The 17,668-nt window shown below is 46.3% G+C and carries 25 protein-coding genes and 1 pseudogene; 8 read left to right on the top strand and 18 right to left on the bottom strand.

All coding sequences use genetic code 11. The features are described 5' to 3' along the window. Positions 1-213: 213 nt before the first annotated feature. The 4 genes from OSH01_RS06340 to OSH01_RS06355 all read left to right on the top strand — a co-directional run bounded on the left by OSH01_RS06340 (position 214) and on the right by OSH01_RS06355 (position 3,287). Entirely contained in the window at positions 214-453 is a 240-nt protein-coding gene (locus OSH01_RS06340; protein WP_266123232.1) for a hypothetical protein, read from the top strand. Positions 454-759: 306 nt separating this feature from the next. After that, complete coding sequence (locus tag OSH01_RS06345) at positions 760-2,010, top strand: pyridoxal phosphate-dependent aminotransferase (protein ID WP_266123233.1); 1,251 nt, start codon at positions 760-762, stop codon at positions 2,008-2,010. 135 nt (positions 2,011-2,145) lie between these two features. Next, the gene (locus OSH01_RS06350; protein ID WP_266123234.1) at positions 2,146-2,412 is read left to right on the top strand and encodes a hypothetical protein; all 267 of its coding nucleotides are present in this window, start codon (positions 2,146-2,148) and stop codon (positions 2,410-2,412) included. After that, positions 2,409-3,287 (top strand): hypothetical protein, encoded by an 879-nt coding sequence (locus tag OSH01_RS06355; protein WP_266123235.1) that lies wholly within the window; start codon positions 2,409-2,411, stop codon positions 3,285-3,287. The genes OSH01_RS06350 and OSH01_RS06355 overlap by 4 nt, the downstream gene beginning before the upstream one ends. A gap of 60 nt (positions 3,288-3,347) precedes the next feature. On the opposite strand, the gene OSH01_RS06360 is transcribed toward OSH01_RS06355, so the two are convergent. The 8 genes from OSH01_RS06360 to OSH01_RS06395 all read right to left on the bottom strand — a co-directional run bounded on the left by OSH01_RS06360 (position 3,348) and on the right by OSH01_RS06395 (position 7,318). Next, positions 3,348-3,602: a helix-turn-helix transcriptional regulator gene (locus OSH01_RS06360; RefSeq protein WP_266123236.1), complete on the bottom strand. Its 255-nt coding sequence runs from the start codon at positions 3,600-3,602 to the stop codon at positions 3,348-3,350. A gap of 75 nt (positions 3,603-3,677) precedes the next feature. Further along, on the bottom strand, positions 3,678-3,893 hold the full coding sequence (locus OSH01_RS06365; RefSeq protein ID WP_266123237.1) for a hypothetical protein: 216 nt from the start codon (positions 3,891-3,893) through the stop codon (positions 3,678-3,680). Continuing rightward, complete coding sequence (locus OSH01_RS06370) at positions 3,884-4,879, bottom strand: hypothetical protein (RefSeq protein WP_266123238.1); 996 nt, start codon at positions 4,877-4,879, stop codon at positions 3,884-3,886. The genes OSH01_RS06365 and OSH01_RS06370 overlap by 10 nt, the downstream gene beginning before the upstream one ends. A 181-nt stretch (positions 4,880-5,060) precedes the next feature. Further along, positions 5,061-5,273 carry a hypothetical protein gene (locus OSH01_RS06375; RefSeq protein ID WP_266123239.1) on the bottom strand — a complete coding sequence of 71 codons (213 nt, stop codon included), beginning with the start codon at positions 5,271-5,273 and terminating at the stop codon, positions 5,061-5,063. A 43-nt stretch (positions 5,274-5,316) separates the two neighbouring features. After that, on the bottom strand, positions 5,317-5,706 hold the full coding sequence (locus OSH01_RS06380; protein ID WP_266123240.1) for a hypothetical protein: 390 nt from the start codon (positions 5,704-5,706) through the stop codon (positions 5,317-5,319). A gap of 134 nt (positions 5,707-5,840) precedes the next feature. After that, entirely contained in the window at positions 5,841-6,122 is a 282-nt protein-coding gene (locus OSH01_RS06385) for a hypothetical protein (RefSeq protein WP_266123241.1), read from the bottom strand. Between the two features lie 63 nt (positions 6,123-6,185). After that, positions 6,186-6,977, bottom strand: coding sequence for a DUF2303 family protein (locus tag OSH01_RS06390; protein ID WP_266123242.1), 792 nt, complete (start codon positions 6,975-6,977; stop codon positions 6,186-6,188). A 5-nt stretch (positions 6,978-6,982) separates the two neighbouring features. Then, positions 6,983-7,318, bottom strand: a complete 336-nt coding sequence (locus tag OSH01_RS06395; RefSeq protein WP_266123243.1) for a hypothetical protein — start codon at positions 7,316-7,318, stop codon at positions 6,983-6,985. Positions 7,319-7,386: 68 nt separating this feature from the next. On the opposite strand from OSH01_RS06395, the gene OSH01_RS06400 reads away from it, so the two are divergent. Beyond that, positions 7,387-8,103 carry a hypothetical protein gene (locus OSH01_RS06400; protein ID WP_266123244.1) on the top strand — a complete coding sequence of 239 codons (717 nt, stop codon included), beginning with the start codon at positions 7,387-7,389 and terminating at the stop codon, positions 8,101-8,103. Between the two features lie 10 nt (positions 8,104-8,113). On the opposite strand, the pseudogene ssb reads toward OSH01_RS06400, so the two are convergent. After that, positions 8,114-8,464, bottom strand: a pseudogene (gene ssb / locus OSH01_RS06405) (single-stranded DNA-binding protein); the annotation flags it as partial. A 2-nt stretch (positions 8,465-8,466) separates the two neighbouring features. Then, complete coding sequence (locus OSH01_RS06410) at positions 8,467-8,694, bottom strand: hypothetical protein (protein WP_266123245.1); 228 nt, start codon at positions 8,692-8,694, stop codon at positions 8,467-8,469. Positions 8,695-8,886: 192 nt separating this feature from the next. On the opposite strand from OSH01_RS06410, the gene OSH01_RS06415 reads away from it, so the two are divergent. Continuing rightward, a complete protein-coding gene (locus tag OSH01_RS06415) occupies positions 8,887-9,726 on the top strand; it encodes a hypothetical protein (RefSeq protein WP_266123246.1) in 840 nt (279 codons plus the stop codon). Then, the gene (locus OSH01_RS06420; protein WP_266123247.1) at positions 9,723-10,160 is read left to right on the top strand and encodes a hypothetical protein; all 438 of its coding nucleotides are present in this window, start codon (positions 9,723-9,725) and stop codon (positions 10,158-10,160) included. Before OSH01_RS06415 ends, OSH01_RS06420 begins: the two co-directional genes overlap by 4 nt. A gap of 123 nt (positions 10,161-10,283) precedes the next feature. On the opposite strand, the gene OSH01_RS06425 is transcribed toward OSH01_RS06420, so the two are convergent. The 6 genes from OSH01_RS06425 to OSH01_RS06450 all read right to left on the bottom strand — a co-directional run bounded on the left by OSH01_RS06425 (position 10,284) and on the right by OSH01_RS06450 (position 16,255). Then, entirely contained in the window at positions 10,284-10,985 is a 702-nt protein-coding gene (locus OSH01_RS06425) for a hypothetical protein (protein WP_266123248.1), read from the bottom strand. Between the two features lie 907 nt (positions 10,986-11,892). After that, positions 11,893-12,801, bottom strand: a complete 909-nt coding sequence (locus OSH01_RS06430; protein ID WP_266123249.1) for a hypothetical protein — start codon at positions 12,799-12,801, stop codon at positions 11,893-11,895. Position 12,802: 1 nt separating this feature from the next. Beyond that, a complete protein-coding gene (locus tag OSH01_RS06435) occupies positions 12,803-13,834 on the bottom strand; it encodes a hypothetical protein (protein WP_266123250.1) in 1,032 nt (343 codons plus the stop codon). 610 nt (positions 13,835-14,444) lie between these two features. Then, a complete protein-coding gene (locus tag OSH01_RS06440; protein WP_266123251.1) occupies positions 14,445-15,155 on the bottom strand; it encodes a hypothetical protein in 711 nt (236 codons plus the stop codon). 2 nt (positions 15,156-15,157) lie between these two features. Further along, positions 15,158-15,436 carry a hypothetical protein gene (locus OSH01_RS06445; protein ID WP_266123252.1) on the bottom strand — a complete coding sequence of 93 codons (279 nt, stop codon included), beginning with the start codon at positions 15,434-15,436 and terminating at the stop codon, positions 15,158-15,160. 75 nt (positions 15,437-15,511) lie between these two features. After that, on the bottom strand, positions 15,512-16,255 hold the full coding sequence (locus OSH01_RS06450) for a S24 family peptidase (RefSeq protein WP_266123253.1): 744 nt from the start codon (positions 16,253-16,255) through the stop codon (positions 15,512-15,514). 85 nt (positions 16,256-16,340) lie between these two features. Here OSH01_RS06450 and OSH01_RS06455 point away from each other — a divergent pair, with 85 nt between their 5' ends. Beyond that, positions 16,341-16,652: a hypothetical protein gene (locus OSH01_RS06455; protein WP_266123254.1), complete on the top strand. Its 312-nt coding sequence runs from the start codon at positions 16,341-16,343 to the stop codon at positions 16,650-16,652. Between the two features lie 3 nt (positions 16,653-16,655). Here the strand turns inward: OSH01_RS06455 and OSH01_RS06460 are convergent, their stop codons facing one another. Then, positions 16,656-17,174: a hypothetical protein gene (locus OSH01_RS06460; RefSeq protein WP_266123255.1), complete on the bottom strand. Its 519-nt coding sequence runs from the start codon at positions 17,172-17,174 to the stop codon at positions 16,656-16,658. Between the two features lie 69 nt (positions 17,175-17,243). Beyond that, positions 17,244-17,447 carry a hypothetical protein gene (locus tag OSH01_RS06465; protein WP_266123256.1) on the bottom strand — a complete coding sequence of 68 codons (204 nt, stop codon included), beginning with the start codon at positions 17,445-17,447 and terminating at the stop codon, positions 17,244-17,246. Positions 17,448-17,668 lie beyond the last annotated feature (221 nt).

Genomic DNA, 17,668 nt, shown 5'->3' on the forward strand with positions numbered 1-17,668 from the left:
TAGAGGTAATTTTTTATAAGACAAGTAATGTAATTGTAATGATGGTAGCCCTCACGCGCATCTTAAGCAATAAGCCCTAGGCGTTTATTCTTATTTAATTCTTAATTTATAGCTCGTTCGCTTTGCCCGTCACCACATCCAGCATGCGTTATGATGTCTGCTAGAGGTTAATTATGCGCAAGCGCTAAGGCTTGCGTCCGAATGAGGCAAAATATGTACCGAATCAGCGCGTTGGGGCTGGCTGTATCAGCTCTGTTGTTTTTGTCAGCTTGTGGGGCTAGTTCGTCACATCACACCCGCAAGCAGAGTGCCGAGTGTCGTTGGAATCCAGAGTCATGTATGTACGATGGTCGGTACGAGGACAATGAAGAAGCGTATGCCGAAGAGCGTGCACGTGAGTTAAATCGAGCCTCCGCTCAGCGGATGCGAGTGCGTTCGATTTTAGGTTTCTAATTTAAGCACTGATCTCTGTCTGAGCAATATCTTCAGCGGTTGGTGAACAGTACTACGCGAGCGTGTTCAAAACAGTCTCACGGTTGTTCAGATGCGACGCTTTGTCGACGTATTAGAGACTTTATGCTGCAGTGCAGAGCTGCCGTTCAGCCGGTCTTTGTCTGGTGCTATTATCATTCCTTTTGCAGTAACCGTTACCTAGGCTCAGTCGAGTTGCTACGACAATAAGTCATGCCAACCTTGCTCGGTGTGTTCCGGCGTTCGTCTATGCCTTACGTTGCATTTATTTTCCAAGGATAAGCGTTCATGAGAACGATTAGTAAATCACGCAAGTTGGCTCACGTCTTATATGATATTCGCGGCCCCATTATGGATAGGGCTAAGCAAATGGAGGACGAAGGACAGCAGCTTATCAAGCTCAATATAGGTAATTTGGCCGTATTTGGCTTTGACGCTCCCGAAGAGGTACAGCGTGACATGATACGTAATCTGCCTAATTCGGCAGGTTATTCTGATAGCAAAGGTATTTTTGCTGCGCGCAAAGCGGTGATGCATTACACCCAGCAGCAAGGTGTTGTTGGCGTCACCTTAGATGATATTTACTTGGGAAATGGGGCCTCGGATTTGATCGCCATGGCTACCAACGCCTTACTGGATGATGGGGATGAGTTGCTATTGCCCATGCCAGACTATCCGTTGTGGACAGCAGTGACCAGCTTGTCTGGAGGGAAGGCGGTGCACTATTTGTGCGACGAGGAAAATGGCTGGATTCCAGACTTGGCCGACATGCGTGCAAAAATAACGCCTCGCACTAAAGGCATCGTGGTCATTAATCCTAACAATCCTACCGGTGTGTTGTACTCGGATGAAGTGTTGAAAGGCATCGTGGGGCTGGCACGCGAATTTAACTTAGTCATATTAGCCGATGAAGTGTATGACAAAGTACTGTTTGACGGCGTTAAGCACACGGCTTTGGCTAGTTTAGCTCCTGATGTGTTGACGCTAACCTTTAATTCGCTCTCAAAAAGCTACCGAGCCTGTGGGTATCGGGCGGGTTGGCTCGTTATATCCGGCGATAAGCAAGCGGGGGCAGACTATATTGAAGGTTTAAATATGCTGGCCAATATGCGTTTGTGTGCCAACGTTCCTGGGCAATGGGCAATACAGACGGCTTTGGGCGGTTATCAAAGTATTAATGATTTGGTCGGTGAGGGGGGGCGTCTGCGTCGTCAACGTGATTTGGCTTATGAACTGATTACAGCCATCCCCGGAGTGACTTGCGTAAAACCCGAAGCGGCTTTGTACATGTTTCCGCGCCTAGATCCTGACATTTATCCCATCAAAGACGATAGGCAGTTTTTCTTGCAGTTATTGGAAGCGACTCGTGTGTTGCTCGTGCAAGGAACAGGTTTTAACTGGCCGCATCCGGATCACTTCCGTATGGTGTTCTTACCTCACGAGCCAGACTTACGTGAGGCGATTGAACGCATTGCGAAGTTCTTAGCGGATTACCGGAGTAAACATAGCGAACAACGCGAGTTGGAAGTCGAAGCCTGACGAGCATATTTGTTCGCTTACTAGTACCGTTTTATTTTAGTTCAAGAGTGTAGGGCGACTTGATCCGTCTCGGCTTTTGCGAATTGTCGCGGGCCTTTCGATTACGCACACTGTCTCTATTTTATGGAGGCGAATATGTGTACGAAAGGCATTCGGCAGGCGGGGCAGGGCATGGTCGAGTATTTGGTCATTGTCGCTTTAGTGGCAGTGGCTGCCATTGCCGTCTATCAGTCTTTTGGTCAGGTCATCCGTTCGCAAACGGCGGCCATGGCCAAAGAGCTGGCGGGCGAAGACGGTAGTGAGCAAAGTCAGGCAGCCAGTACTGCTGCACAGGCGGCTGCCAGTCAAACACAAAGTAAAGGGCTAAAAGCCTTTACGGGCAATGCGCAGGTAGCGCCATGACTACCCATTTAGTTATGGCCCGACAACAGGGGGCAGCCTTGTTGCTAGGGGTGCTGTTGCTGGGGCTATTAGGCGTTGCGCTAGTGGCTTATTTTGGCTTGAGCCTATTAGCAGGCCATACTATGCGACAGCAATATGCCAATGACGCGGTGGCATATAGCGCCGCCGTAGCGCAAAGTCGGGCCTTAAACCTGTTGTCTTTTACGCAACGGGCGCAGTTGGCACATCAGGTAGCGTTAGCGCACTTGATAACGCTGGCCAGTTGGCATCAGGCGGGTTTAATGCAACAAGCGCGTTTGCGGCAAGCTAACCCACCGCTGCATTTATTGGCGCTGTTTTTTGGTCCTGGGGCAGCCGCCTCATACCAAAGTAGCCAGGGCTTACACGCCTCTGATCAGCGTGCTTTGCAGCAAGCCATTGCAGAACACGAGTCCGCCGTGCAACACAGCTTACGCGCTTTGCAACGCGATGTGTTAATGCACTTGCCTGCCGAGCGTGAGCATATTGCCAACACCGTAGTGCAGGCTAATTTTCCCGAGCTCCCTGCTCACTCGTGGCAGTTGCGTATTCATCAAGACGACTGGAGCGCAGCGTGGCGCCCAGAAGTAAGTATGCCTTGGCATATTCTGTCAGGGCTTCAGCACATACAAGGCATGTACGCTTTTTTGCACGAGCGTAATCACGATAAACGCTCATTGTGGGTCGTGGATAAACGTTGTCCTTGGCGGCGACACGAACTGCGTAGGCGTGGAAGTACGGTATTAGGTAATGATGGTCGTTGGCGCGCCAGTGACACCCAGTCCTTGCATGCTATACGAGCTAATCGGTGGGTGGGTTGTTACTCGCGCGAATATCCTATATTTATTATTGCCTGATATTTACACGTTAAATCAATAGCATAGAAAGGCTTTCGGTCTGCTGGCTTGCAAGGGGTACTAAATGGGGTGCAAGTTTGCTTTCCATGCTTCGATATCTTCGCTTCGCCACGCAACTGAAGCACCGCCTAGGGACACCGGCCTTGGAAACTCCCCTCGCTGAATCAATTTGTAGATCTGCGAGCGCGATATGCCGATTCTAGCAGGCAAATCCTTCATGCGATATAGCATAGGCTGAATTGTTGCCGTTCGTGAGGGCTCTGTAGCCTGTTTGATTTGCGATACGGCTAGTGACCAAGGTGTTGTGGTATTCATATTTACTCCTTGCATGCCGCCCCTTGAGCGGCTGATTTTGCATGTCATTTGATGGTGGCCACTAGGGTCACGCGCCTAGATGGCTTGGTTAAATTCTTCCAAAAACGCTGCTCTGAACTGCTCAAGAGTGCGTCTATCTGCATTGCGTGGATTTCTGACGAAAGCCATCATGCGTGAATGCAGAATGTTGAATCGCTGCAGCTGTTGCTGTGCTTCTTCGTACTCACACGCAAGACACCCCTCTACACGCGGGGGCGATTCACGGTGATGTTTACAAATCTCTATTCGCATGATTGCTCCTTGCGTGCTGTGTCTGCTTTGCTGGCGTCCTGATTTATCATATTCCCGGCGCCAGCAATATGATCACTGCTTGCAGGTTGCCGCTCAGGATGCAGCTTGCACGGCCAATGTGGGTTACCTTTTCCGTATCGAATGCACCGACACTGTGCCTTGCCCTCAACGAGTGCTGCACGGGCTTTCCATGCGTTGTATGCCAGCTCTGCTTCGCCGCTAACGTATTCCCCAGTCTTTTTATACCTGCCTACATATATCTCGATGCCAGCGGCCCACTCCTCAAAAGCACTGCGTTCGTCCAGCCCATCAGCACCGCTTACAGATTGCTGCGCTGCCAGCAGTGCGCGTAAGTCGCAGGCATAAATCAGGACGCCCATGCGGTTTCCCATTGTGCTGAGGTCGTCTGTGCCGTCGCCCTGCCAGCGCCAGCACTTGCCCCGCGCATGTTCTTCCATCAGGTTTAGTTGTTGGCGCAGCTCGGTGTTTTGGGTTACCGCGTTTTTCAGGTCTTGCAGGTGAATGCTCGCGGCGTCTTGCTGCGCCTGGTCGTCCGGCTCAATTATGCAGCAATCGGCGCAGCGCTGCTTTTTCTGATCGCCGAACCACATGAAACGGTGCTGACATGGCTGCACCTGAGCAGCAACGGGGGCGGCGTAGAGTTCGCTTCCAGGCTTTAGATTGTGCCGCTTAACGAGCGACGCTATAGGGCTTCCCCCCGCCCACAGCAATTGATAGCAGCTGCCCACGGTCGCGACTGGCTCCGCGATTACTTCTGTGGGCTGTTTCAGTTCTCTGGCCATTTGCATAATTCCTGTTAAATAGTCGAAGTTGTAAAACGCTGGCGCTATTTCTGCCCCGTCAATTTGTCCTCGGGCGAGGTCTAGTGCCTGCAGGATTTCATCAATGGGGTCGAGTAGGGGTGGGTGAGCAGGGCATGGCCAACGTAGGGACCCATCACCGGACGGGCATGTGCAGTTAGTCATTACGGCTCCTGATTTTTACGGTATTCCTGATAGTTAAAAACGCGACTTTCTCTGAGTGCGTGCAGAGGGCGATCGCCGTAGACTTCGGCAGTGCGGTCAAGATTGAAGCGCTCTGCTGGCGTAGATGTAGTACCTGTAAACTTCTTAGGCTTCGGTTTTCTTTTCTGCATAGTCGCTCCGCTTATAAGTAACCAAGAAACACCCCTAAAGGGGGCGCAAGTATTCCGATGGCACGCATAACTTGCTCAATGCCAAACTCAGAAAAGGCTGGTGATAGAAAAGTGAGTTTGTAGATATTGGCTAAGTAGCCATAAAAGACTGCTGCGATGGTGCCTAATATGAGTAGCGCAACAGCGATGATTCCAATGAGTTCTTTATCGACGGGGGCGCTCATTCTGGTTCCTTCATAAACACAAGAGGTGTCATGGGTTGCTGTCCTACCGACGCGCAGCAACAACAGCGGCCATTTCCTCGGTTGTTGGGTGGCGCTCTTCGCCACATGTTTGACATTTCATGCGAGTGAACTCAACCGGATAGGTGCGCCTTGTCTTCCATATATGCTGGCCATCATTCAGGCAGTCAGCCTTCTCTGGCTCAAAATAGAAGCTGATGGACGTTGTGAAAGTGAAGTGCTTCCCGCATGATCGGCAGTGGTCGTGGTGCAGAACACCTTCTTCGTAACCGTGCCCGTCATCGTGGCAAACCTCAAAGGGCGCTTCGCAGTACGGGCAGTCAAAGTCATGGCTCATTTTTAGCCTCCCATCCGTTATCGCTCCAGACCACACAAGAGCATTCCAGCTCATGGCATAGCGATGCATAACCTTCATTGAAATACCCGTGCTTACTGGATTTGTAGATAAGCAAACGGGGCTCCGATTCGTGAATTAGGGTAAAAAATTGCCCCGGCTCGATATGTCGAAGGCGGGGCAGGGGTAATGAGCCTCTTTTCTCTGGTAAGGCCTCATTCACATGCGTTTTCCGTGGTCACTGCAGGCTTAACGGATGAGTTTTGTTCTGCATTGGCTTTAGATTGGGCGCTGCTGAAATTAAGAACCATCAACACGACAAGTCCAATGCCTGCAGCCCTCATAAAAAATGAATTGAACTCTGACCAATACGACAGGAGGTCTCCTATTTTTAAAGCCGTTAAAAACGGAGCTTTTAAAAGTAGCCACCAAACAAACCACGACACAAACATGATTCCAAAAGTCCACGCCACGTATAAATAAGTAGTTTTATTCATCACTCGCCTTTAGTGTATTGATAGTGCCACACACACGGCTATGTGCAGCAGCCCCAGATAGCCTTATGGCCTCCCGCGCAAAATCACCTGTTCTGTTTTTTCCGCAATAACGCGCCAAACATCCGCTACCGCATCCTCAATAATCTTGTGGGGGCGGACGATCTCGTACCACATGACCAGCACAGCTTCGTTAATGCGGTAGCGTAAGCGGCACTCCACAGCGTAGGCTTCGCCGCCTTCCAGTACCTTGATGCCTAGCTTGAAAATCTCAGGAATCTGTAGCTTGCCCTTAGCAGCGGTACCCTGAATATCTTCTTCGTACGTAAATTCGGTCTGGCCGTTAGATAAGCGAATGCCCGATACGAAATTCACTTTCTTTTTGGCTTGTAGGCTGCGTGAGATTTCCAGCATATCCGCACCGGTAGGCTCTACGATATCCAACAGGTTGCGCTCAATAAATTCGGCAAACTCCGCTTGCTTCATGGCTTTCTTGTTGCTGCCGATCCACGCCTCCCACTCAGTGGTAAATGGGCACGAGTATTTGACTTGATGGTCTTTCCAGCCCGCGTAATCGCTACCATGATCGTTAAGCACACCAACAAAGCTAGGTGGATTCACTTGGGCGTAAATTTGGCTGCTTTCAGCTTTATGCAGATTGAAGTAATGAATAAAGCTATCTGCATCTTCTAGAATGACGATGCCTTTCTTGCGGCTGGGCTCAAGCTTTAAATGCTCTAGAGACTTGAGCTCGTAGCCGGATGGGACGATTGCGTAGGAGTCTTCTAAGCCATCCACGCTTACTGGCTTACCTAATGCTGCTCCTGCTTCTAGTGCTGCGCTAACAATGTGTTCCATGATGCTTATACCTTTTTAAGTTGTTGATAATCTTCCTTGCCGATGCTTTTGAGTCCATCAATCGTCATCTGGCGAGGGTCTTGGCGCTGTAGATTGCCTTCGGGAGTAGCCCACATAATGGAGGCACCTTTTTCAAGCTCCGGTACGGTGGACTTAATCGTGTCGGTTAGCTCTAGCTCACCGCTTTTGCCCGGTTTAAGTTTGATTTGGAGGGTGAGGGAACCGCCTTTACCGGTAGAAATGCAGGCGTTAACGACCTCCTGCAACGTCTCGGTTAATTCGTCGTGCAGGGTTCCATAGCGAAGGTCCTGGAGGACTTCCGCAAAGGTCTTATTACTCATGGGTAATTCCTTTAGGGATGGGCTATGCTCATGCAGGTGTGTAACTGCATGTATAGGTGAGGAAGGGGATGAAAATTAAGTGGAAAGAGGACTACAGCGCTAAGGCGCAGCGCTATTGGGGGGTGATTATTGGTGGTGTTGCGGGAGTATTGATCACTGTTGTTGTGCAAGGGATATATACGTCCTGGGCAATGTTTGAGAAAGCGCCCTGGTGGGATGTGATGGCGGCTGTTGGTACCCTAGGGGCAGCCATTTTTGCGGGGGCATCTGCTGTTTTCATGGCCTATTCTTTGCGTAACAACAAAGAATTGAGCCAAAATTTTGATGACCTAGCTCTTAATAACATTGAACACTCTTTATTTGTGTTAGATAGGTATATTCATGACGTTTTATCCGCAATAGAGTTGTATGTAGACGAATGCTCGCGAGGCACAGAGGATCTCTCAAAAGAAATTTATAATTATGTTACCCACCTTGAGGTTGCGAGTTATCTCAATGATATATATATACCTTTAGAGCTATTCAGAGGAATGAGCAGAGAGCGGCTCAGGTTAGTTTTGGAGTTGCGACGTAGCTTAACTAACTGGAAACAGATGCGTCTGTCTTTGGGAGCACGAAAAGATACTCAAGGTAAAAAAGTCCTGCCTATTCATCATCTTAGATTCACTGTTGAGCAACTAGATACATTACAGGGCTTAGTGGCTAGCCTTCGAAGTGGCATGTTGATCTCTAGGCCTAGTAAAGAGGTTTTCAGCGACAGAGTTAAGAAGCACTTAGAGATCTAGCCTTTTAAATTGAAGTGTTATTGCTAGTGCTAGGACCCAGCATCTGCATTTGTTCAGCGATAATTTCGGTGGTGTAGTTGTCTTTGCCATCTTGCCCCTGCCATTTACGCGTGCGCAAACGACCTTCTATGTACACCGGCCGACCTTTGCGTAAAAACTCGCCTGCAATTTCTGCCAAGCGGTTATAAAACACGACTTTATGCCATTCGGTTTCTTCTACCCGCTCCCCTGTTTTGCGGTCTTTCCATTGCGAAGTGGTGGCAATAGAGATATTGCACATGGCTGCGCCCTGCTGGTTGTAGCGAACCTCTGGGTCTTTCCCTAGGTTGCCAACCAAAATAACTTTATTAACTGATGCCATGCTTAGTATCCAGCCGCTGGGGCCACAAATTTAAGAAAGAACCCAAGCCCGACGGTAAAGACGAGGGCGCCCACCCACGCCGCATTAGGGATATGCCAATCATCTTGAGCGGGAGCCAGCCGTAAGCGGCTAGCTAAACGGGGGCGCAGTATACGCATCCAGACTTTATCGACTGTTGCGCCTAGGGCGATAACGAACGCCCACAGCCATAGCTGGGCCAATGCTTCCATAGCTGGCTCCTATGAGAGAAATGAGATATTGCTTAGCCCATAAAGAGGGCACGGAACTACTCTGGTATGCTGACAGAAAAGGTGTAACGTGTTGTAATGCCCTCGCAGCATATAAATTGTTTACCTAGTGAAGCCAAGTTTCGCCCTCTTAGGAAGAGCATAAGCTTGCTAGAATGGGTTATGGGGACATAAGTGAAGCGTTTAGGAGCTAGAAGCAAAGGGCTTTATGCCCTATCCACTTGGCTTGTGCCAGTTATGCCACTGGCTGTTGCTTTGTTAAGTTGGTGCAATGGGCTGGATGGTACTGAGGCATGGTTAGCAAACAGGCCTAATGTATTTGCCTTTATAGAACGTATCCAAATTATCTCTTTCTGGTTGTACGTTATTTGTTGGTCAGTATTTATTTGGGCTGTGATTTATAAGCGTAAGGGCGACCCGTGGTTGGTTGAGAAGCTGCAATTTATTCTCGACCGTTACCAGGAGGGCGCGTTTAATGCCGAGGCAGGGACACCTAAAGATCATAATAGAGTCACTTTATTTAGGCATCAAAAAGGTTTTTTTGTAAGGCATTGGTCCGCGAAGAGTGGGCTTTGGCCTTGGGGTGACTACCATCCATTCTCATCATTTTTAGTACCGGTCTTGCGATCAGGACATATCTCTAAGAAAACCGCTATTGCTTTTCATGTATCTGACGCTAGCGATAAAACAGAGGGTATTGCTGGAATGGCGTGGTCATGCGGTGAGGCTTTGTGTGTCACAGATTTGCCTGAGATGATTGCGGTATCAGGAGTAAGGCAAAAAAATACCTACGCTGAGAAAACTTATTGCGACAAAAGGATGATTGAGGACTATATTAATAGAAAGCGAAACATGCCTAGATCAATTGTTGCGATACCCGTTGAGCGCAAAGGGAAAATCTGGGGTGTCGTTGTTGCAGATAGCCGATCCCCTAAAGGAGTTACAGAGAGTGCTGTGGAGAATTACCGGCTAACAGTTGCCTTGATAGGGCATTTACTGGAGAGAGCATCATGAAAAGTTCAAATACTGACTGGGTGAATGTACGGTATGAAGAAGCAAACCGATCTACTGCTCAAAAAAATGCTGGGGTTACTGTAAGGTTTATGACCTCTCCCCTTGATGTTCCGGACATGTGGCGACACGTTGTTCAACCAACATCTTCGGGCGGAGCTGAATTTATTTTTGAGTTTAAGTATCTTGCAGCAAAGGAGCCTTTGCGTTCTTTTGTAAAGGATGGCGTTAAGTTGGAAGTAGGTAAAAACAGTAAACGAGTCTATCGAATTGTTATTCCTATTACCGAAGCTCCAGAGCCAGGAAAGAGTGTTGAGTTTAAGATTCAGTTGGTTGTTGATGAGTTTCGTGATTTAGATAAACAAGCTGATCTTCGCCCCACGCATTGGGGTGTTATTAAAGGCATGCTTGAAAAGCCTAATCTGCAGATGGCTTAATAGCCCTAGGTTCTCACGCTGCCTCGGTTTGCTGATCAGGCAATCGCGCATTTAACGTTGACCTAGCGTGTCCTTCCACGCCGCCGCTCATGTGATGCCCCTCTTACGAAGGGCGAGTGTTATTTACTTCGCAGCAAGAGCATGATTAACATCGTTCTGAATAGATGCTGCTGCCATTTGTAAAGAATTGATGTAACCCTCAAGCGCTGCAATGCGGTCACGTAGCAGATCTAGATCCTCTTTGTGGGCAGGCTCTTTAATGTTGACCTCAACACCTGCGATGTTTATTTTTGGCGCTGCAGACGTCTCATAGCCGCTTGCACTAAGCTCATCCGCGTGCGCTGCCAGAGCGTTACTAGAGGGCACATTAGAAATGGTTGCTGCCTTAATGGGGCCGGAGGCGATAGTGACAGCACGAGCACTTGCCTCGTCGACCAGCCACGCCGCAAGTGAAGGGGCTACTGCGTTATATGGAACGCCTGACTCGTTAACTGCAATAGAAAAGTCGTCAGCTCGGACAACAAAGCAACCTAGATTATTGGGCTCTGGTATATCGATGGCCTTAAGCTTTTCTAGCAGGGTGCACAGTGCCTCGTAGGATTCTCGGGCGATTTTTACGGCACTCATGCTTGACTCCAGTTTGATTGGTGGGCTTCCTGCTCTGGTACAGGAGACGATCAATATCGTTACCGTTACGGCTATTCCCAGCACCCCGCCGTGGAGCTGAGGAGATCCAGCTAAGCTGGCCGCCTGGGTGCGGTGTAATTTCTTTAGTTGCTGGCCTCGGTTGAAGCCACCTACCAAAGCGCCCGCTTGAGCAGGCATCTTTTCTTCAGCTATTTAGCGCAACCAGAGAAGCTGAAAGAACTCAGAGCTAATGAATAGGGCAGATTGTTTTGCCTACCTCTAATCAAACGCATTACCCGCCATGCGCTCCACAGGCGTCTTTTCGGATCGCTGCCGTCGTTCGTTAAGGCACTATCAATGCCCGAACCGTACAGTTTTTCGCAGGTTTATCTCCAGCCCCTGCGCGTGTTGGGCTGCCGCGCAATCGCTTGCCGTAGGGCAGGGCGCGGTTATTTATCGTATGGATGCTGGTTAAAGAACAGTTTGGCTAGTGCCTGTAACTCTATTTGGCTGCCCTTTTGGGTAGGTTTGGTGAGTTGTTAAATATAGATTAGCGCGCAGCTAATCACTTTGTCAATAGCGCTACGCTAATCTCATGTTTTGTGGAAATGTTTAGCGAATCACTCAGCGGAAGTGGAGCCGGAGAGTTGTGGAGAAGTTGTTTTTGATGATTAACTCTTCTATTTTTATTAATTCACCCTTCTCATAGGCTCAAGGTTATGGTGGCGAGATGGGCGTTTGTGAGTTTGCGTCAGTGGTGGCAGGGTTTATGATGGACTGCAGGCAAAACAGCGTAATCCTGCCTAAGGTTATGGAAATTATCAGTGAGATTGGATATAGCGGAGAGTGGGGAGTTTCTGGAATAAATGCTGCTGGACGCTTGTGGCTCAACACGGTATTGGACGGAGGAAATAAAGAATAAAGAGACTAATGAATTCATAAATAAGGAAATCATGATGTGCTTGATAGATATAAGAGGTGGAAAATAAAAAAGAGCGCACAAGTACCTATGTGATAGAGTACAGACGAAAATAAAGCCCTCATACGAGGGCTTTATTTTTTTGTAGTAGATGCGAAGTTTTTAGTTTTTTTTACTCTCAACTGATTATCTCTCAGATTTAATAATGCTATATGAAAAAACCGTTAAGAATATCGTTGATATCCAATATAGTGATTTTTTATTGATTATTGAAAATAATTCGTCTATATCTCTAATATCTGTTGTTTCAATGTTTTTCGCTCCTCCGTTCATATAGTGAAAAAACCTATTTCTGATCGTTATGATAAAAGATCCTACTTCAGGGTAGTTTATTGAAAGGGATCTAGGTTCCGATGTTGAGCTTGCTATCATAGCATCTGTACATAAGCTCTTTAGAATGTTGAATGTTTTGCTTTTCTCCTCATCAGTTTCATGGTCTATTATAAAATCTAGAGATGAGGAATATATAGGGTCTTCTAAATATACTGTTTTTACAAAATTTTTAAGAAAGCCAAGTTCTCCTATGTTTTTGTCGTTATTCATTAAATTTTTTAGAGAATTAAAAGTTTTTTCAAAATTATCTGTTTTTGATGCGTATATTAATGGAAATGCATAAGAAATGTGTTCTAGAGTTCGGTATAAGAAAATAAAAGCACTTGAATGAATTTTTTTGCTTTGATAATAAAAGTAGTATGAAAGCTCGCTGAGGATATTGCTGTAGAATTTTCTATTTTTTAATTTATTTTCTTCTATATATTTAGCTAAATCTCCTAAAGTAAAATCTTCTCCTACGAGCGGAGGGAATTTTTTATCCCATGTTTGACCATAGTTTCGAAAATTAGCTGAGAAGTAATTTTCTTCCTGGTTGATTTTTTTAGAAGATTTTTTATGTTCTATTTTAATAGATCCGCTAAGCATTCGGATTATTATTAAAATTTCAGGACTCCTTTCATTGACTTTTAGTATTTCAGGAAGTCTATCTAAGGTTCTTTGTGGAAGTCTCTCTTGATATGAAAATGCTTTTCGTGTGCTCATTTTACGAGGTTACCTCCATGAAATGTTCTATTAGCTCATCTTCGTCCATGATAGATAGTTTTTCATATTCCTTTATAAATTCATTTGATAACTGTCTTCTGTATTTTCCTAGGTTTACTTTTGAGGCATTTATTGAGTTAAATGCTTTATCAAAAATTATTATGCTAGATAGAAATTCTTCAGGTGTTATGTGTTTTAAATTATCGTATGAGTTTTTTATTCCAACACAAAAACCTATTAGGTTGTTATTAACCCCAAACCATTGTTTTATTTCTGTGTCTTCGCTGAGTTTGTCTATTAGTTTTAGTATTTTTTGAAAGCTTAATTCTTGAGTTGATTCTCTATTATCTAGTATTCTTGTTACAAGAATTTCATCCATTTTTTCATCTATTATTTTATTGTTTTCATTGTTGACATTGTTTGTTAAGAATGCTAGATATCCTCTTGAGATATCTCCGAGATTAAATGATCCTCTTATCGATTTCTCGGCTCTTGATTTCTCTGTTTGAACTGAAATGTTTTTTAGGTTATTGAAATCAAACATCTCAGATGTTAGTATTTCAATCTGGTGGCGAGGAGTCATTGGCTTTTGGCCATTATTTAAAGTTATCATTCTGTATAGTAGCTTGTCTTGATTGTTTGCTACTATTATATTTAAATATGCTATACGATTGTAGTCAAAATCCTCGTCCTCGGATGCTGATTTTAAGGTGTTAAGGCGTTGCATTCCATCTAATATATATCCAAATTCTAGATTTCGATTTATAAAGTTCTCAAAATCAGATACTTCGGAAAGATTGTTTTCTTCTTTGTCTATAAAGGCTATTGTGATCGGTGGCATAATGCAACCTCCGACTATGTCTGTTTGAAGTCTTTTGTAGAATTTTTTATCCTGAAGCTTTCGTTGGGCTTCAAATCTATTTATAAGAGGGTATAGGTCATCTAATGCCACCTTGTAAGTGGTTTTTCCCATTGCAACATAGCTATCTATGACGGTATCTAAGTCAGATGTAAAGATTTCTATTTTTTTCATGTTATTTCTCAAATTTAAGAAATGGATTTCAATGTGCGCAGATGTGATCCTGTGTGAAATTCTATTCTAATAAAAAATAAGTTGAAGGAGTTCTATTGTATATTAAGTTTGGTATGGGGTTTTAGCGTAAAATTTAACTAGGTTGTTACTATCATACTTGTTTAGGTAGTAGCATTACTTTACCATTACTTTACTCTAGCTTTCGTGAATACAATAATTGCAGACATTTTATCTGCCGGCCTCAATCAGTCTATAATCTTTTGTGTCTGTTTAAGATCCACTAGAGCAAGGGCAAGCCCCGGCAGCTGATCGCTGTGGCGTAGTTTTCTGACGCGTATTAACACTCAAATAAGCAGAGCATGATCACTTGCTGCCACTGGCTGAGCCGTCCCTACATACAAACACTTCGCCTTCGCAGTGCTATATGCCGCCTTTTTGCCGTTGCACGGTGCTCGCTGCGCATTGGCTGGTTGTGAGCTAGCCAGAGCAAACAAAGCCAACATCAGCGCAAGATAAAATGCTTTCGTATAGCCTTGATTTACAAAACAACATTAAATTTAACTCTTGTTACTTCAAGCCTAAAAAAATCTCACTAGGGCTTGCTGTTCGGCTATTCCTTTTGCGTCGGGCTTTGTTGTGGCGGCGCTGGCATAGTAGGCTGAACGGAAGGCGCCTGTATGTATATAACTTCTTTTGCGGTATGGGGCGGAGTGGCAGTTGCCAAATAGATCTGGACTCCAGCTAATAATATAGCAGCCCCTGCAATGACAATACCCAAAGCCCATTGGGTGGTGGTTAAGGCTGATTTAATGCCGGAAATTTCTCCACCTAATCCTGTTACTTCTCCGCCTAGGCCTTTAACCTCTCCCGAAATCTCGCCGCGTAGTCCTACCATCTCGCCTTTCACGGCCGCTAACTCACCTTTGAAGCCGCTTATTTCGCCGCGCAGCATAGCCATATCGGTTTTTTGCTCGCTAATCGACGCAGCTATTACAGAGAGTCTATCGACAATACTAGTTTGCATGGTAGCAATATCAGCGCGCAACTCCGCCTGAGAAGCCTTGATGTCTGATCGTATGCTTCTTAGCTCTGCATCTAACTCGGGGCGGGATATGGTCTCAGTCATGGTTTTATTATGCGTGATACCAAGCTGAGGATCAAGCAGCGCGTCATTTTCAGTTGGCTTTTTAGAAAAGCCGGACCTCAAGTCCTGCATAAAACTAGCGGCCGACCGCAAAGACTTGGGGTCTGTTGTAGCCTTGCTTAGTTCAGATAGATGCTTTTTACCCCACGCCTCTGTGGTGAGCAAACTTGCAGGCATTATTAATCCCTACGCTGTAGCTTTGGCTGCATGTTTTCTTCAATCTCTTTGGCAGGAGTGAAAATTGTATCCAGCACATCGTTAATCTCTGGCGCGATACCTTTTATCATCTCATTGCCAGCCATGACAAACGCAAGTTGCGACGACTCCTCATAAGTAAGTACGCCGCGCTGAACCAGGGTAGCGGCTAAGCTTGTAACCGCCAATTTTACGCCTAGAATTTCTGCAATTAGCAAATTTCCAGCATCGTCTTGGTTTTCAATTTCGCCTTTCTGGTCCACGTTTCATCTCCAGTTATAAATAAAACTACAATCAATAGCTTTAAGCCTAAAGAAAAAGGCCCGAGGGGGCCTTGTTTAATCTAATCCAAATTTTTTGAACGCAATCGGTAATGCTCTTAAGACGCGCCCCACGATGCGTGTAGCATCTGGTCGCTCATCCCACGGCCAAGAGGGGTAGGCAGTGTTATCTGAAATAACCGTTAAATGTTTGCCGACCAAAGAAAGCCTCTTGCACACCAGCTCATTACCATGAAGCAGGATGTAGATACTTTCGCCTAAATATTCCTGCACAGAGGTGTCCACAAACAGCAAATCGTCTGGATTGATGGTGGGCACCATTGAGTCTTTAGCAGCAACAATAATTTTGATTGCCGCATTTTTATTTGCTGAGCCAATCAACTGTTGTGCGACATCTATGGGCATTGCCATCGAGCGCACCACTTCTGGGTAGTCTTGGTTATAGACTCCTTCGCCGCAAGCCGCCTTTACATCCAGAAGCTCAAACACAGAAATATCCTCATCCGGAGCGGTTATGGACGCTGATGCAGCGAGCACCCCGTCATCCAAATTCGAGGTAAAAGACGAAGGCGTATCCATCCAGCCGTGTGGCAGGCACAGGCTGACTTCTAGCTGGCGCGCAAGGTCTGACCCCATTGTCTTGGGCTTCAGTGTCTTGCTGTTGAGAGAGCCGTTTATTAGCTGGCTAAATGTTGAGTCGCGCTCGTTCCGCCCTGCGGCCCGATTCAGTGCTGCAGCAGACTCATATTTTTTAATCAGAGCTTTGAGGCGTTCTAGCCGAGTTTCTTCAACTGGTTTCATAAGTAGATTAAATAGCGTTGCGCTAATCTTGTGGGTTAGCGCTCCGCTATTGACTTGATGATTAGTTCCGCGCTAATCTTTGTTTATGAAACTATCCGCTCTATACAAAACTCTCGATAAAAGCTCCCGAGAATCCCTTGCCAAGGGCTCAGGGATTAGCCCCGCTTATCTTTATCAAATAGCCACGCAATGGAACGGAAGAAGGCCATCGGTGGATGTGATTGGAAGGCTGCTTAGGGCGGATAGTCGTTTACATGCAGAAGACTTGATAAGTGAGTTTTCAACTGCTTTCAGTGAATGGCCAGAACTAAAGGAACATCAAATGCACGACCCTAAAGACACAGACAAAATTCCTGTTGGCCCTACTGACGTAATCACTAAAGGGGGGCGGGCATAACCTTCATCGATATCTGCCTGAGAGGTAGTTGCTCCGACTAGTTTGGTTTGTCTGCATTTTTGGTTTTTGTATTTCAAAAGGGATTGTCTTGTGTGTATAGCAAAAAAACTGTTTACCTGGTCCGGTGGGTTGGAGCGTCGATATCTTCCCTTCATCCATACACGCTGCACACGCATACACAGGACCATCGGGAGAATCCTTAGATTCTGTCTCGACAAACACCAAGGTGCCGGAAGGGGTGCGAAAGCGTTCATATTTCGCCAGCTTGCCAATTTGCTCTCGAAGGCCCATGAGCTCAGTTTCAAGCTCACGTTTTTCATTGGCCAGCGAGTGCTTGTCCTGTTGGAGAGACGCGTTCTTTTCTTGGAGCTCTAAAAATGCTGTTTGAACATCAAGGACTTGATCAGTGAGGTTGATTTTTATCTCAGCCAACTTAATGAAGTCTCTTGAGTCGACAGCAACTTTGAGCATATCAAGTGCTGTTTTTAGGCTTGTTATTGCTGCAGAAGCAGTGCCGAACATGGTCGATTCCTTTCAGAAAAGTTTAGTTACTGGAATCTCTAAGCATAGCCGACTGGAGTTGACCACCCATTAATGCAGCGTAGTAGCACCACTTTCACCTAGTCCGTGAAAGTAGTTCCACTCCAAGCGCTGAGCCACCCACTCGATGTGATCGTCGGTGGGGGCATCGAATGTTTCATACGCGAGCTCGGTAGCTCTATTGATGATGTCGTAGTGAGTGATGAGTTTCATGTTCATGCCGTTAGTTTGCGGCGTACCAGATTTATTTTCCATTCGTAATTCCCGAGCCCTGATTTTTGACAGTTACATGTTATCCAGAACACGGCTAGGGCGAAACGCTGAAATACACAGGAGTTCAGCCCAATGACAAAACAAGCTTCATCTCTGTATTGGCGTGACGAGTTATACAGCGCCATATGTGATGCCAAGGGCGGTATTAAAGACGCTGCTGCGTATCTGACAGAGCAGCGCGGCACATCGATTCATATGGAGTC

The sequence above is a fragment of the Alcaligenes endophyticus genome (genome assembly GCF_026344035.1).
Classification (GTDB): Bacteria; Pseudomonadota; Gammaproteobacteria; order Burkholderiales; family Burkholderiaceae_B; genus Alcaligenes; species Alcaligenes endophyticus.

Excerpts from the sequence above, each read along its gene's own strand:
- OSH01_RS06340 (WP_266123232.1), top strand. The coding sequence starts at position 214 with ATGTACCGAATCAGCGCGTTGGGGCTGGCTGTATCAGCTCTGTTGTTT.
- OSH01_RS06345 (WP_266123233.1), top strand. The coding sequence starts at position 760 with ATGAGAACGATTAGTAAATCACGCAAGTTGGCTCACGTCTTATATGAT.
- OSH01_RS06350 (WP_266123234.1), top strand. The coding sequence starts at position 2,146 with ATGTGTACGAAAGGCATTCGGCAGGCGGGGCAGGGCATGGTCGAGTAT.
- OSH01_RS06355 (WP_266123235.1), top strand. The coding sequence starts at position 2,409 with ATGACTACCCATTTAGTTATGGCCCGACAACAGGGGGCAGCCTTGTTG.
- OSH01_RS06360 (WP_266123236.1), bottom strand. The coding sequence starts at position 3,602 with ATGAATACCACAACACCTTGGTCACTAGCCGTATCGCAAATCAAACAG.
- OSH01_RS06365 (WP_266123237.1), bottom strand. The coding sequence starts at position 3,893 with ATGCGAATAGAGATTTGTAAACATCACCGTGAATCGCCCCCGCGTGTA.
- OSH01_RS06370 (WP_266123238.1), bottom strand. The coding sequence starts at position 4,879 with ATGACTAACTGCACATGCCCGTCCGGTGATGGGTCCCTACGTTGGCCA.
- OSH01_RS06375 (WP_266123239.1), bottom strand. The coding sequence starts at position 5,273 with ATGAGCGCCCCCGTCGATAAAGAACTCATTGGAATCATCGCTGTTGCG.
- OSH01_RS06380 (WP_266123240.1), bottom strand. The coding sequence starts at position 5,706 with ATGAAGGTTATGCATCGCTATGCCATGAGCTGGAATGCTCTTGTGTGG.
- OSH01_RS06385 (WP_266123241.1), bottom strand. The coding sequence starts at position 6,122 with ATGAATAAAACTACTTATTTATACGTGGCGTGGACTTTTGGAATCATG.
- OSH01_RS06390 (WP_266123242.1), bottom strand. The coding sequence starts at position 6,977 with ATGGAACACATTGTTAGCGCAGCACTAGAAGCAGGAGCAGCATTAGGT.
- OSH01_RS06395 (WP_266123243.1), bottom strand. The coding sequence starts at position 7,318 with ATGAGTAATAAGACCTTTGCGGAAGTCCTCCAGGACCTTCGCTATGGA.
- OSH01_RS06400 (WP_266123244.1), top strand. The coding sequence starts at position 7,387 with ATGAAAATTAAGTGGAAAGAGGACTACAGCGCTAAGGCGCAGCGCTAT.
- OSH01_RS06410 (WP_266123245.1), bottom strand. The coding sequence starts at position 8,694 with ATGGAAGCATTGGCCCAGCTATGGCTGTGGGCGTTCGTTATCGCCCTA.
- OSH01_RS06420 (WP_266123247.1), top strand. The coding sequence starts at position 9,723 with ATGAAAAGTTCAAATACTGACTGGGTGAATGTACGGTATGAAGAAGCA.
- OSH01_RS06425 (WP_266123248.1), bottom strand. The coding sequence starts at position 10,985 with ATGCCTGCTCAAGCGGGCGCTTTGGTAGGTGGCTTCAACCGAGGCCAG.
- OSH01_RS06430 (WP_266123249.1), bottom strand. The coding sequence starts at position 12,801 with ATGAGCACACGAAAAGCATTTTCATATCAAGAGAGACTTCCACAAAGA.
- OSH01_RS06435 (WP_266123250.1), bottom strand. The coding sequence starts at position 13,834 with ATGAAAAAAATAGAAATCTTTACATCTGACTTAGATACCGTCATAGAT.
- OSH01_RS06440 (WP_266123251.1), bottom strand. The coding sequence starts at position 15,155 with ATGCCTGCAAGTTTGCTCACCACAGAGGCGTGGGGTAAAAAGCATCTA.
- OSH01_RS06450 (WP_266123253.1), bottom strand. The coding sequence starts at position 16,255 with ATGAAACCAGTTGAAGAAACTCGGCTAGAACGCCTCAAAGCTCTGATT.
- OSH01_RS06455 (WP_266123254.1), top strand. The coding sequence starts at position 16,341 with ATGAAACTATCCGCTCTATACAAAACTCTCGATAAAAGCTCCCGAGAA.
- OSH01_RS06460 (WP_266123255.1), bottom strand. The coding sequence starts at position 17,174 with ATGTTCGGCACTGCTTCTGCAGCAATAACAAGCCTAAAAACAGCACTT.
- OSH01_RS06465 (WP_266123256.1), bottom strand. The coding sequence starts at position 17,447 with ATGGAAAATAAATCTGGTACGCCGCAAACTAACGGCATGAACATGAAA.